The organism is Streptomyces sp. SD15 (assembly GCF_054462255.1).
Window position 1 is genome coordinate 17,810 of record NZ_JBTLMO010000004.1, and the last position, 21,742, is coordinate 39,551.

Below are 21,742 nucleotides of genomic sequence, written 5' to 3' on the forward strand. Positions count from 1 at the left end.
GTGCACTATCGAAGCCGGGAGGTGGAGCAGGTGCGGATCGTTTACGACTGCGATGTGCTGGTGATCGGCGGCGGGATCGTCGGCCTGTCCACGGCGTATGCGATCACGCGCGCCGCGCCGGGCACGCGGGTGACGGTGCTGGAGAAGGAGCGGGGGCCGGCCCGCCACCAGACAGGGCGCAACAGTGGAGTGATCCACAGCGGGATCTACTACCGGCCGGGCTCGCTGAAGGCGCGGTACGCGGTGCGGGGAGCCGCCGAGCTGGTCAAGTTCTGCGCGGAGTACGACATCGCGCACGCCATCACCGGCAAGCTGATCGTCGCCACGGAGAAGGCGGAGCTGCCCCGGTTGCACGGTCTGGTGCAGCGCGGGCGGGAGAACGGAATTCCGGTGCGGGAGCTGGGACCCGCCCAGATGGCGGAGTACGAGCCGGAGGTGCGCGGACTCGCCGCGATCCATGTCGGCACGACCGGCGTCTGCGACTTCGTCGCCGTCGCCCGGCAGCTCGCGGAGGCCTCCGGAGCCGAGATCCGATACGGGGCCGAGGTCGTCCGCATCGATCGGCGGCCCGCGCTCGGAGTCGCCGTCCGCACGGGTGCCGGGGCGGTCCTCCGCGCGCGCGTGCTGGTCAACTGCGCGGGGCTGCACTCCGACGAGATCGCCCGGCTCGCGGGGGACGAGCCCGGGATGCGGATCGTGCCCTTCCGGGGTGAGTACTACTCGCTGGCGCGTCCCGAGCTGGTCCGCGGACTGGTCTATCCGGTGCCGGACCCCGCCTTCCCGTTCCTCGGGGTGCATCTCACCCGGGGGATCGACGGGGGCGTCCACATCGGGCCCAACGCGGTGCCCGCGCTCGCCCGGGAGGGGTACGGGTGGGGTGTCGTCCGCCTTCGCGAGGTGGGCGCGGCCCTCGCCTGGCCCGGCTCCTGGCGAATAGCTCGGCGGCACTGGCGGTACGGGGCGGGGGAGCTGCGGCGGTCGGTGTCCAAGGCGGCCTTCACCGGGGCCGTGCAGCGGCTGCTGCCCGCGGTGACGGCGGACGACCTTGTGCCGGCCGCGGCGGGGGTGCGGGCGCAGGCGGTGCTGCGGGACGGGACGCTGGTGGACGACTTCCTGATCAAGGAGGGGGAGCGGACGGTGCATGTCCTGAACGCGCCGTCGCCTGCCGCTACGGCTTCGCTGCCGATCGGGAGGGAGGTTGCCCGGCGGGCGTTGGGGGCGTTGGGGGCGTGGTGAGGGTGTGACGGGTGGTCCGGTGCGGTGGTGGCCGGGGCGAGTTCTTTCGCCCCGGCCGCCCCTACCCTCCCCGAAGCCGAGAGCTTGGGGGAGGGTAGGGGCGGCGGGGGCGAATTCCACAACCCCGGCCCCCGTAAAATCGACCCCACTGTGTCTGACTCCCTTGACTCCCCCGAAGAGCCCCAGGCCGCTCCCGCCGCCGGAGGCTCCCCGCGTCGTGTCCGTGCCAAGGGCGAGCCCCGGTTCCCCGACGGGCCGAAGGCCGATCCGGCCGGGTCGCACTTCGAGCGGCGGATCCGGAGTTTTCAGCCCCGGCGGAGCCGGGTGACGGCGGGGCAGGCGGACGCGTTGCAGCGGCTGTGGCCCAAGTGGGGGCTGGACATCGACGGGCAGCGGGTCATCGATCTGGCGGAGCTGTTCGGGGGCGACCGTCCCGTCGTACTCGAAATCGGGTTCGGGATGGGCGAGGCCACCGCACAGATGGCAGCCGAGGACCCGGAGACCGGAATCCTGGCCGTCGACGTGCACACACCGGGCCAGGGCAACCTGCTGAACCTCGCGGACCAGAGCGGCCTGACCAACATCCGAGTCGGCAACGGCGACGCGATCATCCTGCTCAGGGAAATGCTCAAGCCCGACTCGCTCGACGGCCTGCGCGTGTACTTCCCCGACCCGTGGCCCAAGAAGCGGCACCACAAGCGGCGGCTCATCCAGCCGGAGTTCCTCACCCTCGCCGCGACCCGCCTCAAGCCCGGCGCCCTCGTGCACTGCGCGACCGACTGGGAGCCGTACGCCGAGGAGATGCTGCACGTACTGAGCACGCACCCGGACTTCGAGAACACCCAGCCGGACGGCGGTTACGCGCGACGTCCGGAGTTCCGGCCACTGACCCGTTTCGAGGGCCAGGGACTGGACAAGGGTCATGTGGTGAACGACCTCCTCTTCCGGCGCGTACAGCACCTAGACCAGCAAAAAGACCAGCACGCCTCGGGCGGCTGAAACCCCTGCGGGCCGCACCGGGACCGTCGCGGGCAGCGCCCCTCCCTCGTTAGGGTCAATGCCGTGGCGACCTTTCCCGCGTACCCGACGTACCCCAGCGGTCCTGCCGGGGGTGCGGCCGACGGTCGGTCCGACGGTGCGCTGCGGCACGCGCACTGGTGGCAGCACAAGTGGGTGCGGTACGGCGCGCTGATCTCCCTGCTCGCGCTCTCCGGCCTCGTCATCCTGGCCCTGGTCCGCCAACAGACCGGCACCGAGGGCTTCCTGGTGGGGCTCGGCCTCGCCGTACTGCCCGTCCCGCTCCTCATCGCCGCGTTCCGCTGGCTGGACCGGGTCGAGCCCGGCCCCTGGCGGAACCTGCTCTTCGCGTTCGCCTGGGGGGCATGCGCGGCGGCGCTGATAGCGATCGTCGCGAACAGCTTCGCGACCCGGTGGATAGCGACCGCCACCGCCGACCCGTCCAGCGCCGACACGCTGGGCGCGACCGTCATAGCGCCGATCGTCGAGGAGTCCGCGAAGGCCGCGGCCGTCCTGCTGATCTTCCTCTTCCGCAGACGGGACTTCACCGGGATCGTCGACGGGGTCGTCATAGCCGGAGTCACGGCGACCGGCTTCGCCTTCACCGAGAACATCCTCTACCTCGGCAACGCCTTCGGCACCGACCAGCTCAGCGGCGACCGCGGACTGGCCTCCGTCACCGCCGCGACCTTCTTCGTCCGGGTCGTGATGTCACCCTTCGCGCACCCGCTGTTCACCGTGCTCACCGGCATCGGCTTCGGCATCGCGGCGCTGTCCGCCGACCGCCGGCGGCTGCGCCGGGGCCTGCTGCCCCTCGCCGGGCTGCTGCTCGCGATGGGCATGCACGCCGTCTGGAACGGCTCGTCGAACTTCGGGGAGTACGGGTTCTTCGCGGTGTACGGCGCGTTCATGGTGCCGGCGTTCGGGTTGCTCACCTTCCTCGTCATCTGGACGCGGCAGCGGGAGCTGAAGACCGTGCGGACCGAACTTCCGGCGTACACCGCCGCCGGGTGGCTGACCGCGCCCGAGCCGTACGCGCTCGGATCGATGCGGGCACGGCGACTCGCCCGCGAATACGCCGCCCGTCGCTTCGGCAAGCCCGCGGCGCGCTCGGTCGCCCAGTACGAGGCGTACGCGACCTCGCTCGCGTTTCTGCGGCACCGGGGGCGGCTCGGCCGGGCCGACGCCGACTTCGTCGTACGGGAGCGGGAATTGCTGCACGAGCTCTGGCGCCGCCGGGAGGTCGCCCGCCCCTCCCTCGCGTACGCGGCACGGGCGACGGCCCCGGTCGTGCCGGTACCGGTACCGCCCCCGTGGTCCGGGTACGGCTACGGCGGCAACCACGGCTACGGCCACCCGCCGGCGCCGTATCCCGCCTACAGCCCTTACAACCCGTATCAGTCGTAAGGGCCCGTACGCGGGATACGGTACGGCGGCCTCAGGCCGACGCCTCCGTCAGTTTCGCCAGCTCCGCGTCCGTGAGCACCAGGTCCGCCACCCCGAGCAGCGCCGGGAGCTGGTCGACCGTGCGGGCCGAGGCGATGGGGGCCGCGACCGTCGGCTGGGCCGCGAGCCAGGCCAGGGCGACCGTGGCAACGGGGACGTCGTGGGCCTGGGCGGCCTCGTCGAGGGCGGCCAGGACCCGGATGCCCCGCTCGGTCTCGAGGTGCTCGGCCGCGCCCTCGGCACGCGCCGAGTCGACCGTCGTACCCGGGCGGTACTTGCCGGTGAGGAAGCCGGACGCGAGGGCGTAGTACGGGACGGCGGCCAGGCCGGCCCGGGAGGCGATCTCCTGGAGCCGGCCCTCATAGGTGTCGCGCGAGACGAGGTTGTAGTGGGGCTGGAGGGCGACATAGCGCGCGAAGCCCTCGCGGTCGGAGAACTCCAGGGACTCCGAGAGCCGTTCGGGAGAGATGTTGGAGGCGGCGATCGCACGAACCTTGCCGGCCCGGACCAGCTCGTCGAGCGCGCCGATGATTTCCTCGACCGGGACCGAGGTGTCGTCGAAGTGGGTGTAGTAGAGGTCGATGTAGTCCGTGCCCAGGCGGCGCAGCGAGGCGTCGGCGGCGGCCTTGATGTTCGCCGGGGCCAGCCCCTTGTACTCGGGGTGGGCGCTGACCTTGGTGGCGAGGACGACGTCGGAGCGGTTGCCGCGGGCGGCGAACCACTGGCCGATGATCGTCTCCGACTCGCCGCCCGAGTTGCCGGGAACCCAGGCGGAGTAGGCGTCAGCGGTGTCCACGAAGTTGCCGCCCGCCGCGGCGTACGCGTCGAGGACGGCGAAGGACTGCGTCTCGTCGGCGGTCCAGCCGAAGACGTTGCCGCCGAGGGCGAGCGGGAAGACCTCGAGGTCGGAGGAGCCGAGCTTGCGAAGAGAAGTCATGCTCAACTTCAACATGCGTACCGGACGCGTATATTCCGCACGCAAGCCGGCCCCACCGGAGAGATCAGGACGGAAAGATCAGAGCCGAGAGATCAGAGCCGAGATCAAGGCTGAGATCAGGGGGTCAGGCCCTTGCTCCGCAGCCACGCCATCGGGTCGATCCCGGTGGAGCTGCCGCCGGTGTGGACCTCCAGGTGGAGGTGCGCCCCGGTGACGTTGCCGGTCGCGCCCACACGCCCGATGACGTCACCCGTGTTGACCTTCTGCCCGACGCTGACGCCGATCGAGGACTGGTGGGCGTACCACAGCTCCGTACCGTCGTCGAGGGTGAGGATCGTGCGGTAGCCGTACGAGCCGGACCAGCCCGCCTCGGTGATCGTGCCGCTGTGGATCGCCTTGATCGGCGTGCCCGTGGGCGCGGCGAAGTCGAGGCCGGTGTGGTAGCCGGAGGACCACAGGGAGCCGGCCTGGCCGAAGGTCGAGGTGAGGGTGTACGAGGAGGTGGGCAGCGCAAAGCTCTTGGCGAGCTCGGCGAGGCGCGCGGCCTCGGCCTGCTCCTTGGCCTCCTGCTCCGCCTTCTCCTTCGCGGCGGCGGCCTTGGCCTCGGCCGCCTCCTCCGCCTTGGCAGCCTGATCGGCGGCCTTCTTCGCGGCGGCGGCCTGGGCGGCGGCCTGGGCCGCCTTGTCGACCTGGTCCTGCTGCGACTCCGCCTGCTGGATGATGCGGGCACGCAGCGCCTCGCCCGCGTCCTTGCTGCCCTCCGAGGCGTCGGCGCTGGTCAGGCCGGCGCTGGTGAGCGGTGTGGCGGAGCCCTTGGGCGTGCTGGAGCCGCCGTCGTCGGATATCAGGGCCTTGGCCGAGTCGGTGACCGAGGACAGGTCGGGCAGCGAGATCGACACCGGCGGCTTGCCGGGCGCCGCGGTGGCCATGCCGCCCGCGCCGACGGCGGCTATGACGCCGACGCCCAGGACCGTGGAGCTGCGCGCGAGTCCGCCCCCGCGCTGCTTGGAGACGCGGTGCCGGCCGCGGACGGGACGGACGGAATCCTCGGTGGGATTCCACTCCTCCCAGGGGCCCTCGTCGTTGCCGTATGCGTAGCCAAAAGTCTGAGTGTCGTTCGGCGCGAACGAAGTGGGCTGGGCGGGCCGGTTGGACGCCACGTGGGCGTGCTCCTTTCCTTCCTTCTCGCCTACCGGGTTAGCTGACGGGTTCGGAGCAGGAAGGTCTCCTACGCGCGTCAACCGCGGTATCTCACCGCGAAAGACGCTCGATTCACCCCAAATTGGTGGTTCCCCGGTTCCCTTGCGGGATTCGGCGCGTGCGCACGGAGCCATCTCTTGTGACGGCTGGGACGACCGCGCTGCGTTATCGAACGTTAATAGACTCGGGCACCGGATTCCAAGCTGTTCGGACTGATCGTTAACAGCTTTTGGCCAGGACTTACGGGTGATGACCGGCGAAAATCGGGCGAGTTGACCACGCCTCACCGAAACACGTTTACTTGACGGCGTGTCAGTTGTTATGCGGAGGGGCGTCGACCGATCACCCCTCGTGACAACGATCAAGAACCGCGCGCAACAGTCACGGACGCCGTACCGCGAGCAGCGCCATGTCGTCGGTCAAGGCGCCGCCCGTATGCCGGCGGACCTCCTCGGCGAGCGTGGCCAGCAGCGCGTCCGGGCCGCCGAAGACCCGCCCGGCCAGACGCGCCGCCGGATCGTAGAAGTTCCCGTGCCGGTCGCGGGCCTCGGACAGGCCGTCCGTGTAGAAGAGGAGCATGGCCCCGCGTGGGAAATCCACCTCCTCCCCACGGTCCGGCCAGGTGCCCAACTCGCCCATGCCGAGCGGCAGTGCGGGGTCCTCGGCGGCGAGCTCGACCAGCGAACCGTCCTCGCGCAGGAGCAGCGGCGGCGGGTGGCCGCGGCTGACGGTCCGTACGACGCGGCCTCCGTGCGGGATCTCCGCGAGGACGGCCGTGGCGAACCCCTCGGAGATCTCGATGCTGTCGCGCCGGGTGGCCTCGCGCGCCAGCGCCCGCTCAAGGCGCCCCGCGATCGCCTCCAGCGTCGCCTCCTGCTCGGCGGCCTCCCGGAACGACCCGATGACCACCGCCACGGCGCCCACCGCGCCCATACCCTTCCCGCGTACGTCGCCCACCAGCAGCCGTACGCCGTGCGGGGAGTCCTGCACGGCGTACAGATCGCCGCCGATGAACGCGCCGGCCTGCGCGGCCTCGTACCGCGCCGCGACCTCGAGCCCGCCGATCCGCTCCTCGGGCTCCGGCAGCACGGCACGCTGGGCCGCCTCGGCGATCTCGCGGGCCGAGGCGAGCCGTTCGCCGCCGCGGCGTACAAGGTTGTTGATGAGCACGGCCAGCACGGAGACCGTCGCCACCGTGAACGTCTCGGTGATCGCGTCCACGGTGAAGGCGAGGCCGAACCGGAGGTGGATCGCGAGCACCACGACGACCGCCGCGGCGCCGGTCAGCACCGTGCCGCGCAGCGAGAACAGCGGCGCGGCCACGAGCGGTGCGGCCGTGAAGAGGGGGCCCGCGGTGTACGCCGTCGGCGTGAGGTACTCGTAGAACGCCCCGGCGACGACGAGCAGCGCGGGCAGCGCCCGGACGAAGGCCCGCACGTACGAGATTTTCCGCCGCTTCCCCTCGGTGGGGCACGGAGTCGGCTCGCCCTGCGGCCTCGGATCGGACACGGAGTGCCTGGGCACCTTCCGGCCCGCCCGGTCGTCGGACCCTCCAGCCCGCTGCGCACCTCCTCGCTGCCCCACCCGTCCAGGTTTCCCGGAGCGGGGGCGGGGGGCGAGCGGGGTGGGCCGACCGAGGGATGCGTGACAGCGGGAAGTCCCCGCACCCGACCCTCCGCGGCGACCGCCCCGCAGCGCGCCGCGTCCCGCAGGATCACCTGCTGCGGGCGCCCGTGACGATCAGCGGCTCGCACCCCAGCCGGTCCGCGCGCATCCCTCCCGCCAGGAGCATCCTCCCGCCACGAGAGATTCCGTACGCGAAGCACCAGCCGGACCGCCCGGACGGCGAGCCCCGGGGAAGGGACCGTGGTGGTACCCGGCCGGGGCGATGACGGTCCCGTCCCGCGGCGCTAGGCCGGGGCCGCCGTGGCAGGCCCCGAGGGACAGCGCGCCCACGGCGAGCAACAAGGCGGGCACCGGTCCGCGCCGTTCCATCCAGCGAAGGCAACTCATAGTGAGCGCAAGACTACCGACCGTCGAGGCGTGAGAAAGCGGCGCGAGAAAGCGGCGTGCGCGCGGATGCGGAAAGCCAAAAAACCGAGGGCCGGAACTCATGAATCTGAGTTCCGGCCCTCGGCCTTCAGTAGCGGGGACAGGATTTGAACCTGCGACCTCTGGGTTATGAGCCCAGCGAGCTACCGAGCTGCTCCACCCCGCGTCGTTGAAATTAGTGTACGCCATCCGCGGGGTCCGAAGCACACGCGTTTACGCGCACCCCTCCTGCCGTTCATCCGGGCGGGTTCCTCACGGGGAAAGAAGGTGCCGGTTGGGTGCCACCGCCCGCTCCTCGTACTCCGGCAGTACGACGACATCCGCACCCGCGGCCACCAGCAGCCCGGTACCGTCGGCCGCCGCCACGAACGTGTCGGGCTCGCGCCACGCGGTGACGACCCGCCGTACTCCCGCGTCGAGGATCAGCCGGGCGCAGGGAGCGGGCCGGGAGGCGCGGCGGGCGCACGGTTCGAGGCTGCTGTAGACGGTGGCGGAGCGAAGGCGCGGATCCGCGGGATCGATCTTGGCGAGGGCCGCCTCCTCCGCGTGTACGACGGCATCGCTCCCCTCCCGGGAGTGCCCACGGGCAAGCTCGGTTCCGTCGGCCGCCACCACGACCGCTCCCACGCTGAACGCGGTCCGCGACGGCGGGCACAGTTCCGCCAGCTCGCACGCGAGCCGCAGCCAGTGCCGGTCCGCGGCGGAGGCGAGAGCGCCGACGCCGGGGGCCGTGGGGGCGTATCGGATGAGGACGACGTCGCCGACCGGGCGCGTCTCCACCAGCCGCATCCGGCCGGGCGGGTACCCACCGCGCCCGAAGAGCCGCGGCGCGTCCGGCTCCCCCACGAAGAGGGGCGCGACGGCGAGCTGCAACTCGTCGGCCAGCCCCTGCCGCATCAGCTGGGTGTGGACCCGGCCGCCGCCCTCGACCATGAGGCGCCGCACCCCTCGTACGTCATGAAGGTGTTCGAGCACGACGCGCCAGTCCAGTTCGGCGCCCGTCAGGACGACGTCGACCCGGTCCAGTCCGCGCAGGGCGTCGGCGGCCCGTTCGGCCCCCTTGTCCGTCGTGTAGACGACCTTCTCGCCGCCCGTGTGCCAGAACTGCGCGTCCGGGTCGAGGTCGCCGGATCCACTGACCGTGACCTTCAGCGGGTACTCCGGGCGCCCGGCGGCGACCCGTGCGGCGCGTCGCTCGGCGGAGTTGACGAGGAGCCGGGGGTTGTCCGCGCGGAGCGTGCCCGCGCCGACCAGGATCGCGTCGCTGGACGCCCGTACCTCGTCGACCCGGTCGAAGTCGGCCGGGCCCGAGAGCAGCAGCCGCTCGGGCCCCGTGTCGTCCAGGAAGCCGTCGAGGGAGACGGCGGCGGACAACAGGACGTAGGGGTGGGGCATGGGGCACGGCCTCCGGATCTCGACACCTCTCGGTGGTTCAACTTTTAAACAATACCTAGACTGAACGGCATGACGACCCGCTGGCTCACCCCGACCGAACAACGCGCCTGGCGCTCGTACATCGCCGCCTCCTCGCTCCTCGAGGACACGCTCGACCGGCAACTCCAGGCCGAGGCCGGTATGCCCCACCTTTACTACTCCATCCTGGCCATGCTGTCCGAGGCACCGGACCGGCGGCTGCGGATGACCGACCTCGCGGAGATCCTGAAGATCACCCGCAGCCGGCTGACGTACGGCGTGAGCCGGCTGGAGAAGGACGGCCTGGTGCGCCGCGAGGGCTGCCCCAGCGACCGGCGCAGCCATGTCACGGTCCTCACGGACGAGGGGATGGCCGTACTGGAACGTACGGCGCCCGGTCATGTGGAACAGGTGCGGACGGCGCTCTTCGATCATCTGACCCCCGAGCAGGTGGGGCAGCTGGAGGAGATCTGCGGGAGCATCACGCGGGCGATCCAGGGCGAGCATCCCGGTGACGGCGGGGAAGATCTGCCCTGGCGGCGGCGTTCCTGCTCATCGTGAGGCGCGAGCCGGGTGTGCCGCGACACGCAAGAAGACCGCCGCGCACACGAAAACGTATTGCTTGAACTTTAAAGCAGCATGTAGTGTCTGCTTCGAGGATGTGCTTCAAATCTGAAGCACTGACCTGAAGCCGGAGAGACAACATGCGCGACTTCCCCACCGCCACGGTGCGCACCCGCGTCGCTGTGCCCCTGCGTTTCGGCGACGGCTACTCGGTCGGCGCGGACCTGGTCACCTTCCACGGCCTGGCCGACGGCAAGGAACACCTCGCCGTCGTGCTCGGCGAGCCCGGAGCGACTCCGCTGGTGCGCCTGCACTCCGAGTGCCTGACCGGCGACGTCTTCGGCTCGGCCCGCTGCGACTGCGGCCCGCAGCTGCGCGAGGCGGTGGAGCGGATCGCGGAGCGGGGGGGCGTGCTCCTGTACCTCCGTCAGGAAGGCCGCGGCATAGGCCTCTACAACAAGCTCGACGCGTACGCCCTCCAGGACCAGGGTCTCGACACCTACGCCGCCAACGCCGCACTGGGCCTGCCCGAGGACGGCCGCGACTACACAGCGGCGGCGCAGATGCTCCAGGCCCTCGGCATCGACGACCTGGACCTGCTCTCCAACAACCCCGACAAGGCCGACCAGCTCCGCGACCTGGGCGTCACGGTCTCCCACCGGGTGCCCACGGGCGTCTTCACCACCGCCCACAACGTCCATTACCTGCGCGCGAAGGTCCTCCAGACCCAGCACACGCTGCCCCTGCCGGAACTCATGGCGCGCTGACGCCCTCGCCCTCGCCGTCGGCGCGTGGAGGAGCTCTCAGAGGCTCAGTGCCCCCAACAGTGGGCAGCGACTTTCCACTTACTGCCTCACTCACTTGATGAACTGCTGAACACCCGCCTGCATCCCACGCTTTGATCCTCGGACAGGCTCAGCAGTACCGCCGTTCTGCCCGGGCAAAGCCGTCGCTGAAGCCATTGGCGTAGCCACGGGTGTAGTCGCGGTTCTTGCCGCGGAAGTCTCCCCCGCGCCGATCCCGTCGGCAGTCCTTTCTGGCATCCGCGTAGCCATCCCGGAAGCCGTCCCTGTAGCCCCGCCGGTAGTCCTCTTGGCTGGAAACAGCTGTAGACGCACTCGCGTGGGTCTCGCTCGGCGCGGCCGCCGAAGCCTGCTGCAGGCCAACCGGCGTAAGAGCAAGGATGAGAGCCGAGCTCAAGACGACGGATCGCTTCCAATGGCTAGCGTTCATGGCCATGCCCCTTAGTCACATAGGTTACATACGGTTCATTCCACTAGGCCTCGACGGCCTGCGCCAGCTCGTCCGACGCGGGCGACCGAAGCGGTCCGGCGGCAGTCCACGACAGCCCTGGTACGCCGTCAAAGACGTCGCCGCCCTCGACGAACCAGGGGGCAGGAGTCAGGTACCACCTAGCGGATGATGTCCCCTCAGGCACAACATCCCAGGGGGGATCATGCGCATCCGCACCACCATTGCGGCCGTCACCGCCGCACTCGCCGTCACCCTCGTCGGCTGCAGCAGCGACGACAAGGCCGAGCCCACCAAGAGCAGCACGCCGAAGGCGACACAGTCCGTCGACCACAGCGAGGCAGAGAACGCCGTCGGCATCCCGGCCGAGCCCGACGCGGCAACACGCACCGCACTCATCGAGGTCCTCAAAGCCATCAACCCCGCGCTCGTCACGGACGAGGACGACGCCATCGACAACGCGCGTAACCAGTGCTCCACCATCACCGGCGGCGGCAACGCCGACCAGACCGCCAAGGCCCGGTTCTCCACCTCCGAGCACGAGGTGACCGACGCCGAGGCCCAGGCAATCAATGCCGCGCTCAAGGCAAGCCTCTGCTCCTGACGCGCACAGGGGTCCCGAACGGGGCTGCCGCTCTCCCGCCCCAGGTGCACGCGGCAGCAATTGAGGGATGCGGTATCCGCAAGGACCGTGACAGCGCCCAGCCCTAGGGCACTGGGCGCCGGTCAACTTCGGGGAGAGCGCATGGCCGGACGCGGCGAACTCACCGGCTGGGTGCCGGCGGCGTAGTCCCCTGACGGCGGCGGTATCCGCTGTGCCTGTCACGGAACCCTCCAGAATTCTTAACTGACTTCCGGTGCGGCACCTGAGAAGTCGTACACAGCCCAGTCGGTAACCGGGACGTACCCGACGCGTTGGTAGAGGGCGTTGCTGGTGGGGTTGGCAGGGTCCGCGAAGAGCACGACGTCCGTCGCACCTGCGGCCAGCGCGGCTCTGCTCACCTCGACCGTCACAGCGCCCGCGTAGCCACGACCCCGGAGGTGAGCCGGGGTGTAGACGGGGTCCACCCGGACCATGCCGGCGATCATCGAGGTCACGGCCGCCATGGAGACGGGAGTGCCGTCCGGGGTCTCCCAGAACGTGAAGTGTCTGTCGGCGAAGCGCGAGCCGGCCCAGGAGCCGGCGTCCACGGCGGGGACTTCTCCGACGGTGTCGACGAACTCGCCGCACCAGCACACGCGTTGCTCATGGTCCTGCTCGCCCACCACTCGACCCCGACCCTCTGGGAGCGGCTCCGGAGGGGTGAGCGTGCCGAGACGGTACAGACGGATCCGCTTGCCGAGTGTCGGCGCTGCGCCTGTGTGCCGCTGCCATGCCTCGGCGAAAGCAGTGGCGGTGCTGTGGACCGCTCCGACGTAGGGAAGGGAGTGCCCGAGTGCGGCCAGGTGGGCGGCGAGGGTGTCGGCATCGTCGGGGGTGAGGGGGGTGAGGCTCAGGCCGCGGGACGGGAGGCGGTAGAAGGTGGCGTGAACCTTGCCCACTCGCTCCAGTCGGCCGAAGACGGGGGCTTGGGCGCCGTCTGCGTCCGCCCCGCTTGTTCGCAGTTTCTCGGTCACCGTCAGCGGCATGGTGTGCAGGGCAGGACGCGAGCGCAGGAAATCCCCGGCTCGGGCGAGAAAGGCGTCGACGTCTTCGGTGAGGTGCCAGTCATCCGGTCGCATGCTTCATGATTTCCCATGCTGTCGGCGTGCGCCCGTGGTTTCCCGCTGAGGCGAGGCGGCAGGAACTCGTGTGGCATGAACGGAAGTCGGTCAAGAACTCTGGAGGGTTCCGCGACGGGGCACAGCGAACACCGCTGCCATCAAGGGACTTCGCCGTCGGCTCGTTGCTGAACTTCTTCAGCGAAATTGCGGCGTAGAACACCAGGGAACCGAGGCGCCCGCGCCATGCCTGTACTGCAAGGCTGGGCACCTCGGCGTCTCGTTCGGCAAACCCAAGACGGCGTCCGGTGAAGACCGCGTGATCGATCTCGACGAGGACGCCGTCGGTGCCCTGCTCGCGCCCCAACCTTTCGATCTCGTACCGTGCCGCCGCCGCACCGCGCCCGATGCGCCGTCCGGTGACCAGCGTGACCACTCGGTGACCACCCCGGCGGCGGATTCGTCCGCCGAGCGGGCCCCGGAAACGACGGAACCCCCGTCGACGCAGGTCAACGGGGGTTCCGACCCCGAAGGGTGCGGTAGACCCTGTGGGACTCGAACCCACAACCAATGGATTAAAAGTCCACTGCTCTGCCAATTGAGCTAAGGGTCCACGCGCCGGCGCGCATCCATCCCGTGCCGATGCATCACCGAGCATAGCGGGACGAGGCCGGGACTCCGATCGGGTATCGGTGACCCGGCCGTGCCGAGTGTCCGCAAGATTACGGATCGACCGGTTCCGGGGCGCCCGCGCGGGCCGCCTCGCGGGCGATCGTGCGGGCGTGGTCGGGGTTGAGGAACCAGTGGCGGGCCGAGGCCAGCCACCAGGTCGCGGCAAAGCCGAGGACGACGAGAACGGCGACCGGAGCGTAGTTGAAGGTCTCCCAGGTGACCGGCGAGACCTGCGGCAGCATGAACAGAACGGTGATGACGGCGACCCAGGCGACCGAGACGACGCCGATCGCGCGCGACCACCGCCCCAGATGCCACGGCCCCCGCTCGAACGCCTCGCCCTTCCGCAGCCGCAGCAGCGTCGGGATGACGTACGCGATGTAGAGCCCGATCACCGCGATCGACGTCACGGCCGCGTACGCCGTCACATTGATCAGGTACGGCAGGCCCAGCACCAGGGCCCCCAGCGCCGCCAGCCACACCGCGGCGACCGGCGTGCGCGTGCGCGGGCTCACCGTGTGCCACACCTGGGAGAACGGCAGCGCCCCGTCACGCGAAAAGGCGTAGATCATACGGCTGTTGGCGGTCACGGACGCCATTCCGCAGAAGAGCTGCGCCCCGATCACGACCAGGAGCAGCAGCTTGCCCGCCGTGGCTCCCAGCGCGTCGAGCAGGATCTGCGCCGGCGGCGCGCCCGTCGGCGAGCCCAGCGCTCCGTCGTACGACTGGATGGCGAAGGTGAAGCCGAGGAGGAGGACGAATCCGGCTATCCACGACGTCCAGATGGACCGGACGATGCCCTTCGGGCCCGCCGTCGACGCGTCGTGCGTCTCCTCGGTCATGTGGGCGGAGGCATCGTACCCGGTGAAGGTGTACTGCGCCATCAGCAGGCCGACGAGGACGACGTACACGCCGCTGCCCCAGCCCGTGTTGTTCACGAAGTGCGTGAAGACGAAGGACGTCGACTGGTGCTGGTCCGGCACGAAGGTGAGCGCGCCCACGATCAGCGCGACGCCCAGCACGTGCCACCACACGCTGATGCTGTTGAGGAGGGCGACGATGCGGACCCCGAAGGTGTTCAGCAGCCCGTGCAGGACGAGGATCCCGGCGAAGAGCAGGATCGTCCGGCCCGGCGTGATCTCGAAGTCGAACTGCAGATTCAGATACGCGCCCAGGAAGGACGCCGCGCCGAAGTCGATGCCGGCGGTCACGGCGACCTGCCCGAGGACGTTGAACCACCCCGTGAACCACGCCCAGGCCGCGGCCGACCGTTCCGGCGCGAGCCGGTGGGCCCAGAAGTACAGCCCGGCCGATGTCGGATAGGCCGAACAGATCTCGGCCATCGCGAGTCCCACGAACAGCGTCATCAGTCCGACCGCGACCCACCCCCAGGTGATCACGGCGGGACCGCCGGTGTTCATGCCGAACAGATACAGCGTCAGGCAGCCCGACAGGACCGAGATGATCGTGAAGGAGACCGCGTAGTTGGAGAACGCCGACATGCGGCGGGCGAGAACCTGCGTATAGCCGAGCTGGGCAAGCCGTTCCTCGTCGGAGAGATGTCCGTCGGAGAGTTTTCCGGCAGGGAGATTTCCGTCCGACAGCCCACTCGCTATGGCGTCATCTGTCATGTCCCCAGCGATTCCCTCGCCGGGGGCATGACACACGTCACATCCTGGCTAGAAAATGCCCTTGCAGCCCTGCCGGCCGCCGGCGATCTTCACCCGTGCCGCGAACGAACCCTTGCCGGTGCCGCTCTGCCGGTACAGATTGCCCGCGGTGTCCCGCGCGACCGGGTCCGCCCTGCCGTCGCCGGTGATGTCCCCGGCGCCGACGACGACGTTGTACGACCCGGGCCAGTTGACGGAAAACGCAGTGGCCCCCACCGGATCGGTGGGGGCCACTGCATGTCACTGCGTCACGAGGACGTCACTGCGTCACCAGGCGTCAGCCGTTGCGCTTCCAGCGCGGCTTCTCGTCGCGGCGGCCGAAGGAACCGGTGCCGGCGCCGCGGTGGTCGTCACGACGGCCGTACGGGCGGTCGTGGCTGCCGGAACGGAAGCCACTGGAGGGACGGTTGTCCTGGCGGTCACGGTTGAAGGGACGGTCGCTGCCACGGTGGCCGGCGCGGTCGTCACGACGCTCGAAGGTACGACCGCCACGGTCGCCGCCGCGGTCGTCACGACGGTCACGGTTGAACCCACCGCGGTCGCCGCCACGGTCGTCACGACGCACGGTCGCCGCCGCGGTCGTCACGGCGGTCACGGTTGAACCCACCGCGGTCGCCGCCACGGTCGTCACGACGCTCGTAGTTGCCCCGCTCGTCGCGGCGCTGACGCGGCTGCTCGTAGGACGAACGCTCGGCAGGCTGCTCGGACACGGCGGTCGCCTCGGCCGGAGCCGCGGCCACGGCCTGCTCGGCGATGGCCTCGGCGGCGGCGGCAACGGCCGCCTCCGGGTCCTCGCCCCGCTCACGCGCGGCACGGGCGACCAGCCGGTCGGCCTCACCGCGCAGCTCGACCGCACGGCGCTGCGCGCGCTCCAGCTCCTTCGTGAGCTGCGACACCTCGCGCTCGGCCTGCTGTGCGGCGTCGCCCGCCGACTGGGCCTGGACCTCGGTCATCGAGCGGGCGCCGGTGATCTCGGCGACGTCGGGCTCGAAGGCCGTACCGGAGTTGATGATGTGACGCGCGGCGTCGACGCCCGCGTCCTCCATCAGCCGGAAGATCTGACGGCGCTGGTGCGGCAGGGACAGCGACACGACGGTGCCGGAGCGGCCCGCGCGAGCGGTACGGCCGGAGCGGTGCAGGTAGTCCTTGTGGTCACCGGCAGGGTCGACGTTCAGCACCAGGTCGATGCCGTCGACGTGGATACCGCGGGCGGCGACGTCGGTCGCGACGAGCGCGTTGACGTAGCCGTCCTTGAAGTCGGCCAGCGTCCGGGTCCGCGCGCCCTGCGTCATGCCGCCGTGCAGCGCGTCCGCCTTCACTCCGGCGTCGCGCAACTGCTCGGCGATACGGTCGGCGCCGAGCTGGGTGCGGACGAAGATGATCGTGCGGCCCTTGCGGGAGGCGATGGCCGCCGTGACCGGCGCCTTGTCCTTGGGCTTCACGATGAGGATGTGGTGCGACATGGTCGTGACGTTGCCCTGGGCGCTGTCGACCTCGTGCGTGACCGGGTTGGTCAGATAGCGCTTGACCAGCGTGGAGATCTCGTTCTCCATGGTGGCCGAGAACAGCATGCGCTGGCCGCCGGCCGGGACCTGGTCGAGCAGCTCGGTGACCTCGGGCAGGAAGCCCAGGTCGGACATCTGGTCGGCCTCGTCGAGAACGGCGATCTGGGTGTTCTCGAGCGAGCAGGCGCCACGGTTGATGATGTCGCGCAGGCGGCCCGGGGTGGCGACGAGGACGTCGACGCCGCGCTCCAGGGCGTAGATCTGGTTGCCCATGGACGTACCGCCGCAGACGACCTTCATCTTCAGGCCGAGGACGTCGCCGTAGGGCTGGAGCGCGTCCGCGACCTGCATCGCGAGCTCACGGGTCGGCGTGAGGATGACCGCGCGGGGCTTCTTCTTCTCGGTGTGGCCGCCGGCGAGCTGCGCCAGCGTCGGCAGACCGAAGGAGAGGGTCTTGCCGGAGCCGGTGCGGCCACGGCCGAGGATGTCCTTGCCGGCCAGGGCGTCCGGGATGGTCGCGGCCTGGATCGGGAACGGGGTGGTCACGCCGTTCTGCGCGAGCTTGCGGACGACGCCCTCGGGGAGACCGAGGGAGGCGAAGGTGATCTCGGGGGTTTCGGGAGCCTCGGGAGCGGACTCGACGGCCTGGGCCGTCTCGACGGTCTCGACGGTCTCGACGGTCTCGACGGCCTGGATGCCCTCGTTGTTGTCGCCCTCGTTGTTCTCGGGCACGACGACGTGATCAGTACTGGAAACAGACATGCGAAATGCGAACCTTCCGGAGTTCTTTCGGCACGCGCCCAAACTCCGTGAAGTCGCAATCGACCGCCTCTATGCGGTCCGGCCACGGCAAGGGAGAGTACGCGCCACACGCGGCGCTCTCTGCAATGGCGCCGGGCAAATGGGATCAAACGATCTACCACCATACGCACCCCCCACCCCCGAAGGCAAACCGAGCCCAAAGGAGCAGGTCAGGGAGGTTTGGATGGTCCGCCCATCCGGCGTTCGAGGACGAGGCGCGTCCCGGCGGGGGCGGCGGAGGCCCACCTGGAGGGCAGCCACAGAAGCCCTCTCAGGGACGCCACGGAGACCCGTCCGGGGAAGGTCGCGGAGGCCCACCCGGGGTGGGTCGCGAAGACCACGCGGGGACGGTCGCAAAGACCACGCGGGGACGGTCGCGAAGACCACCCGAGGACGGTCACAAAGACCACCCGGGGACGGTCGCAAAGACCACCCGAGGACGGTCACAAAGACCCACCGAGGAGCGGCGACTGACACACCCAGCGGGACGAGGGGCGAACGTCTCCAACGGGACGGGGTCGTACGCCCCCGGCGCAGCACGGGCGGACACGCCCGCTGGCCGCGCGGACTACACCGGCTCCCCGGCCCGCGGCGCCGGCTCCCGCTCCACCAGCTGCGTGGTCTGCTCGTGCGCCGACGACGACGGCTCCGCCGTACTCGGCTCGGACGACGGCGACACGGGGGGAGGAGGCGGAGGGGGCGGCGGAGGGGGCGTCGGCTCAGCCGTCGCATCCGGGGCACTCGGCTCCCCCGTCGACGGCACGGGCTGCTCCGGCTGCCCCTGCCCGCCCCCCTTCCCCGTCGCCTCGGCGGACGGCTTCGCGCCCTTGGACGCCGACGCGGACGGAGAAGCCGACCCGGACACCGATTCACCGGGCTTGAGCGAGGTGCCTCCCTTCGCCCCCGTCCCTCCGTGGAACCCGTCACCGCCGCTCACCGCGGACCCCCCGTCCGGCGCCTCGCCGCCCCGCCGCCCCGCCGAGTGCGAGGGCCCGGGGCTGCCCCCGTCGTCGCCCACGCTCATACAGCCGGCGGCGGCCGCGACAGCCATGACCGTGGCGGCCAGACGGACGGGTACATACAAGGCGCGCACTGGCAGCCACCTCCGAGGGCGAGGTCAGGGGTCCCCCTGCCCAACTCCCGCCGCCCACAAGAAGACACGCGCGCCGAGCCCCGGGAACCGGCCAAGCCCCGAACCCCGGAACCCGACACCTCCCCCGGCCGACTCACCCGTACCCGAGCGCGTGCAACCGCTCGTCATCGATCCCGAAGTGATGAGCGATCTCATGCACGACGGTCACCTCGGTCTCCGCGACCACGTCCTCCCGCGTCTCGCACATCCGCAGGGTCGGCCCCCGGTAGATCGTGATCCGATCCGGCAGCACCCCCGCGTACCACTCCCCGCGATCGGTCAGCGGAGTCCCCTCGTAGAGCCCGAGCAGCTCGGGATCGGACGAGTCGGGCTCGTCCTCGACGAACACCGCCACGTTGTCCATGAGCCGCGTCAGGTCCGGCGGAATCCGGTCCAACGCCTCGGCGACCAGTTCCTCGAACTCCTCGCGCGTCATCTCCAGCACACGGCCATTGTCGGGTACGACGGCCTCGTCCGTGCGTCGGCGACGGCCCCCGTACGAGACTCACGGCACCGCATACACACCCCAGCCCCTGGGCATACGGGACCAATGGCCCGCGTCCCCGCTGCCGCAACCGCTCTCGTCACCACCCTGGTCGCCGCCCTGCGCCGGGTGCGGACGAGCCCCCGCGCCCTGACCCGGGCCCGCCGCGCCCGCCGCCGTACGCACCCCGTGACCGAACTCGGCCGACAGCCTCACCCGTTCACCCGGGCGCTCGGCCTGATGACCGTGGTCCTCCTCGGCGCCTGGCTGGGCCTGCTGATCGTGGGCAACGTGCGCGTTCCGGTCGGCCCGATGAACACCACGATGACCCTGCGCCCCTCGGTCACCGGCGGCACGAAGATCAACGTCTCCCCGCTCGGCGCCCTGGAGCTGAACAGCCACGTCGCCCCCGTCCGCCTCGACGTGAACGTCGACCAGCTCGACCCGGACCGCGCCCAGGCCCTGGTCGACCACCCGGAGCGGCTCTCGGGCCTGGAGGACGAGGTCGCGCGCGACGTCGGGCACGGCACGCTCGACCTGGCCGTGCGTTCCTGCGTCGCGGTCGTCTCCGGAGCGACGGCCCTCGGCCTCGCGGTCTACCGCCGCCCGCGCCGGGCCATGGCGGCCGGCGGTCTGGCCCTCGCCCTCCTCACCGCCTCCGGGGCGACCGCCGCCGCCACCTGGAACCCCGAATCGGTCCTGGAGCCGAAGTTCTCGGGGCTCCTCTCCTCCGCCCCCTCCCTCGTCGGCGACGCCCGCAGCATCGTCAGCGAATTCGATGTCTACCAGGAGGAGTTGGCACGCCTGGTGACGAACGTGACGAAGCTCTACGACGTCACGTCCACGCTCCCGACATACGAGCCGGACCCGACCACGATCCGGGTCCTGCACGTCTCCGACATCCACCTCAACCCGGCGAGCTGGAAGATCATCGCGTCGCTGGTGAAGCAGTACGAGATCAATGTGATCGTCGACTCCGGCGACACCATGGACCACGGCACGTCGGCCGAGAACGGCTTCCTGGACCCGATCGCGGACCTGGGCGCGCCCTACGTCTGGGTCAGGGGCAACCACGACTCCCTCGTCACCCAGCGCTACCTGGAACGCATGAAGAACGTGCACGTCCTGGACGACGGCCGGGCCCTCTCGATCGCCGGCCTGCGCTTCGCGGGCATCGGCGATCCGCAGTTCACCCCCGACCGCACGGCCGTACCGGGCGCCGCCGCGACGCAGGAGCTGGCCGGCGCGCGCCTCGCGACGGCCCTGCGCGACCAGCGGGCGGCCGGCACCCCCGTCGACATCGCCATCGCCCACGAGCCGTCGGCGGCCCGGGAGACGGACGGCGAGGTGCCACTGGTCCTGGCCGGCCATCTGCACCACGAGGAGATGGAGGTCATGAAGCACGGCACGCGCCTGCGCATCGAGGGCTCGACCGGCGGCAGCGGGCTGCGCGCGATCGAGGGCAAGTACCCCGACCCCATCCAGGCCTCGATCCTCTACCTGGACCGGGACAGCCGCCGCCTCCAGGCCTGGGACGAGATCAAACTGGGCGGCCTGGGCCTGACGACGGCCGAGGTCAGCCGCCACCTCCCGAAGGAGGTACTCGATCAGCGACGGGGCCGAGGGCAACCGGACACACCGTCGTCCCCCGCGTCCTCCCCCGCCCCCTCCACCACCACCCCGTAAACCGTTTTGGCGATCCCTCCCGCCATCCCATATGCTTCTCACGTCCCCGACGCGCTGAGAAGCGCCCAGGCGGGCCGATAGCCCTCATCGTCTAGCGGCCTAGGACGCCGCCCTTTCAAGGCGGTAGCACGGGTTCGAATCCCGTTGGGGGCACGCAATACCGTGTGCGACACTGTTTACGCGTCGCACGCAACAGCTTGGTCCTGTGGAGCAGTTTGGAGTGCTCGCCACCCTGTCAAGGTGGAGGCCGCGGGTTCAAATCCCGTCAGGACCGCTGAGGTTTCACATGAAACCTCTCGGCTGGGTAGCTCAGTTGGTACGAGCGACCGCCTGAAAAGCGGTAGGTCGCCGGTTCGACCCCGGCCCCAGCCACAGCCAAGGCCCCGATCTTCGGATCGGGGCCTTGTTGTATTTCTGGTGCAGTATGCGATCACTTGGCATGCCCTGTGCAAGGCATTACGTTCTGGCTTGCCCACGCGGTGGTGCGGGGCGAAAACCAATGGTGGTGGGCAAAGTGAGCAAGGACGGGGCGAGGCCGATGCGGGAGCTCGACCTGGAGCGGTACCGGGCCCGGTACGGGCTGCAGGCGGTGCTTCTGAGCAACCTCGTGATCGCTGTCGTCGCGATCGTCGGCGTGTGGCGCCTGGACGGCGACAAAGCGGTGATCGTCGGGGTCCTGACCTCGGCCTTCACCGCGGTCAGCAGCATGACCACGGCCTACCTCGGCATCAAGGCCGTCTCCAACACCGCCAAGGCGATGTCCCAGTCCCAGGGCGACTCCACTCGCCGTGAGCCGACAACGCCCTCACAACCCCAGACACCAGCCGCAGCACCGGCCACAGCACTGGCCACCACACCGGTCACGACACCGGTCACGACACCGGTCACGGCACCGGTCGCCACAACCCTGGCGCCCCGCAGCAACTGACCGGACGCCCCACCCTGCCCGACCGACGAAGGCCTCCCCCACAAAAG

Annotated in this window: 18 protein-coding genes, 5 tRNA genes, 1 pseudogene and 1 riboswitch; of the genes and pseudogenes, 11 read left to right on the forward strand and 13 right to left on the reverse strand. The window is 70.4% G+C overall.

Going from position 1 to position 21,742, the window contains the following annotated elements; genetic code table 11:
- The 3 genes from lhgO to ACX28W_RS05060 all read left to right on the forward strand — a co-directional run bounded on the left by lhgO (position 1) and on the right by ACX28W_RS05060 (position 3,660).
- On the forward strand, positions 1-1,236 hold the full coding sequence (gene lhgO / locus ACX28W_RS05050; RefSeq protein WP_458997545.1) for an L-2-hydroxyglutarate oxidase: 1,236 nt from the start codon (positions 1-3) through the stop codon (positions 1,234-1,236).
- A gap of 150 nt (positions 1,237-1,386) precedes the next feature.
- A complete protein-coding gene (gene trmB, locus ACX28W_RS05055) occupies positions 1,387-2,235 on the forward strand; it encodes a tRNA (guanosine(46)-N7)-methyltransferase TrmB (RefSeq protein WP_458997546.1) in 849 nt (282 codons plus the stop codon).
- Between the two features lie 63 nt (positions 2,236-2,298).
- A complete protein-coding gene (locus ACX28W_RS05060) occupies positions 2,299-3,660 on the forward strand; it encodes a PrsW family intramembrane metalloprotease (protein ID WP_458997547.1) in 1,362 nt (453 codons plus the stop codon).
- Between the two features lie 31 nt (positions 3,661-3,691).
- On the opposite strand, the gene ACX28W_RS05065 is transcribed toward ACX28W_RS05060, so the two are convergent.
- The 5 genes from ACX28W_RS05065 to ACX28W_RS05085 form a co-directional block, all read right to left on the reverse strand.
- Positions 3,692-4,636: an aldo/keto reductase gene (locus ACX28W_RS05065; RefSeq protein WP_458997548.1), complete on the reverse strand. Its 945-nt coding sequence runs from the start codon at positions 4,634-4,636 to the stop codon at positions 3,692-3,694.
- 116 nt (positions 4,637-4,752) lie between these two features.
- On the reverse strand, positions 4,753-5,796 hold the full coding sequence (locus tag ACX28W_RS05070) for a M23 family metallopeptidase (RefSeq protein ID WP_458997549.1): 1,044 nt from the start codon (positions 5,794-5,796) through the stop codon (positions 4,753-4,755).
- Between the two features lie 11 nt (positions 5,797-5,807).
- Positions 5,808-5,963, reverse strand: a riboswitch (cyclic di-AMP (ydaO/yuaA leader).
- Between the two features lie 254 nt (positions 5,964-6,217).
- Positions 6,218-7,345 carry a PP2C family protein-serine/threonine phosphatase gene (locus ACX28W_RS05075; protein ID WP_458997550.1) on the reverse strand — a complete coding sequence of 376 codons (1,128 nt, stop codon included), beginning with the start codon at positions 7,343-7,345 and terminating at the stop codon, positions 6,218-6,220.
- 635 nt (positions 7,346-7,980) lie between these two features.
- Positions 7,981-8,054: transfer RNA gene (locus ACX28W_RS05080), tRNA-Met, on the reverse strand.
- 86 nt (positions 8,055-8,140) lie between these two features.
- Positions 8,141-9,283: a dihydrofolate reductase family protein gene (locus ACX28W_RS05085; RefSeq protein WP_458997551.1), complete on the reverse strand. Its 1,143-nt coding sequence runs from the start codon at positions 9,281-9,283 to the stop codon at positions 8,141-8,143.
- 69 nt (positions 9,284-9,352) lie between these two features.
- Here ACX28W_RS05085 and ACX28W_RS05090 point away from each other — a divergent pair, with 69 nt between their 5' ends.
- The 3 genes from ACX28W_RS05090 to ACX28W_RS05100 all read left to right on the forward strand — a co-directional run bounded on the left by ACX28W_RS05090 (position 9,353) and on the right by ACX28W_RS05100 (position 11,720).
- Positions 9,353-9,862: a MarR family winged helix-turn-helix transcriptional regulator gene (locus tag ACX28W_RS05090; RefSeq protein WP_458997552.1), complete on the forward strand. Its 510-nt coding sequence runs from the start codon at positions 9,353-9,355 to the stop codon at positions 9,860-9,862.
- A gap of 143 nt (positions 9,863-10,005) precedes the next feature.
- Positions 10,006-10,632 carry a GTP cyclohydrolase II gene (locus ACX28W_RS05095; protein WP_458997553.1) on the forward strand — a complete coding sequence of 209 codons (627 nt, stop codon included), beginning with the start codon at positions 10,006-10,008 and terminating at the stop codon, positions 10,630-10,632.
- Between the two features lie 689 nt (positions 10,633-11,321).
- Positions 11,322-11,720, forward strand: coding sequence for a hypothetical protein (locus tag ACX28W_RS05100; RefSeq protein ID WP_458997554.1), 399 nt, complete (start codon positions 11,322-11,324; stop codon positions 11,718-11,720).
- Positions 11,721-11,959: 239 nt separating this feature from the next.
- Here ACX28W_RS05100 and ACX28W_RS05105 read toward each other — a convergent pair whose 3' ends face one another.
- The 8 genes and pseudogenes from ACX28W_RS05105 to ACX28W_RS05140 all read right to left on the reverse strand — a co-directional run bounded on the left by ACX28W_RS05105 (position 11,960) and on the right by ACX28W_RS05140 (position 19,042).
- Positions 11,960-12,838 (reverse strand): GNAT family N-acetyltransferase, encoded by an 879-nt coding sequence (locus ACX28W_RS05105; RefSeq protein WP_458997555.1) that lies wholly within the window; start codon positions 12,836-12,838, stop codon positions 11,960-11,962.
- The gene (locus ACX28W_RS05110) at positions 12,825-13,253 is read right to left on the reverse strand and encodes a hypothetical protein (RefSeq protein ID WP_458997556.1); all 429 of its coding nucleotides are present in this window, start codon (positions 13,251-13,253) and stop codon (positions 12,825-12,827) included. The genes ACX28W_RS05105 and ACX28W_RS05110 overlap by 14 nt, the downstream gene beginning before the upstream one ends.
- 104 nt (positions 13,254-13,357) lie before the next feature.
- A tRNA-Lys gene (locus ACX28W_RS05115) sits at positions 13,358-13,430 on the reverse strand.
- 109 nt (positions 13,431-13,539) lie between these two features.
- On the reverse strand, positions 13,540-15,120 hold the full coding sequence (locus ACX28W_RS05120) for an amino acid permease (RefSeq protein WP_458997557.1): 1,581 nt from the start codon (positions 15,118-15,120) through the stop codon (positions 13,540-13,542).
- 48 nt (positions 15,121-15,168) lie between these two features.
- On the reverse strand, positions 15,169-15,393 hold the full coding sequence (locus ACX28W_RS05125) for a hypothetical protein (RefSeq protein ID WP_458997558.1): 225 nt from the start codon (positions 15,391-15,393) through the stop codon (positions 15,169-15,171).
- A gap of 43 nt (positions 15,394-15,436) precedes the next feature.
- Positions 15,437-17,426: pseudogene (locus tag ACX28W_RS05130) on the reverse strand (DEAD/DEAH box helicase).
- Between the two features lie 607 nt (positions 17,427-18,033).
- Complete coding sequence (locus ACX28W_RS05135) at positions 18,034-18,558, reverse strand: hypothetical protein (RefSeq protein ID WP_458997559.1); 525 nt, start codon at positions 18,556-18,558, stop codon at positions 18,034-18,036.
- A gap of 133 nt (positions 18,559-18,691) precedes the next feature.
- Complete coding sequence (locus ACX28W_RS05140) at positions 18,692-19,042, reverse strand: metallopeptidase family protein (RefSeq protein WP_458997560.1); 351 nt, start codon at positions 19,040-19,042, stop codon at positions 18,692-18,694.
- Positions 19,043-19,147: 105 nt separating this feature from the next.
- On the opposite strand from ACX28W_RS05140, the gene ACX28W_RS05145 reads away from it, so the two are divergent.
- The 5 genes from ACX28W_RS05145 (at position 19,148) to ACX28W_RS05165 (ending at position 21,695) form a co-directional block, all read left to right on the forward strand.
- The gene (locus ACX28W_RS05145; RefSeq protein WP_458997561.1) at positions 19,148-20,767 is read left to right on the forward strand and encodes a metallophosphoesterase family protein; all 1,620 of its coding nucleotides are present in this window, start codon (positions 19,148-19,150) and stop codon (positions 20,765-20,767) included.
- Between the two features lie 80 nt (positions 20,768-20,847).
- A tRNA-Glu gene (locus tag ACX28W_RS05150) sits at positions 20,848-20,920 on the forward strand.
- A gap of 46 nt (positions 20,921-20,966) precedes the next feature.
- Positions 20,967-21,041 (forward strand) — tRNA-Asp (locus ACX28W_RS05155).
- A 24-nt stretch (positions 21,042-21,065) separates the two neighbouring features.
- Positions 21,066-21,139: transfer RNA gene (locus ACX28W_RS05160), tRNA-Phe, on the forward strand.
- Between the two features lie 142 nt (positions 21,140-21,281).
- Complete coding sequence (locus tag ACX28W_RS05165) at positions 21,282-21,695, forward strand: hypothetical protein (protein ID WP_458997562.1); 414 nt, start codon at positions 21,282-21,284, stop codon at positions 21,693-21,695.
- The last annotated feature ends 47 nt before the right edge of the window (positions 21,696-21,742 follow it).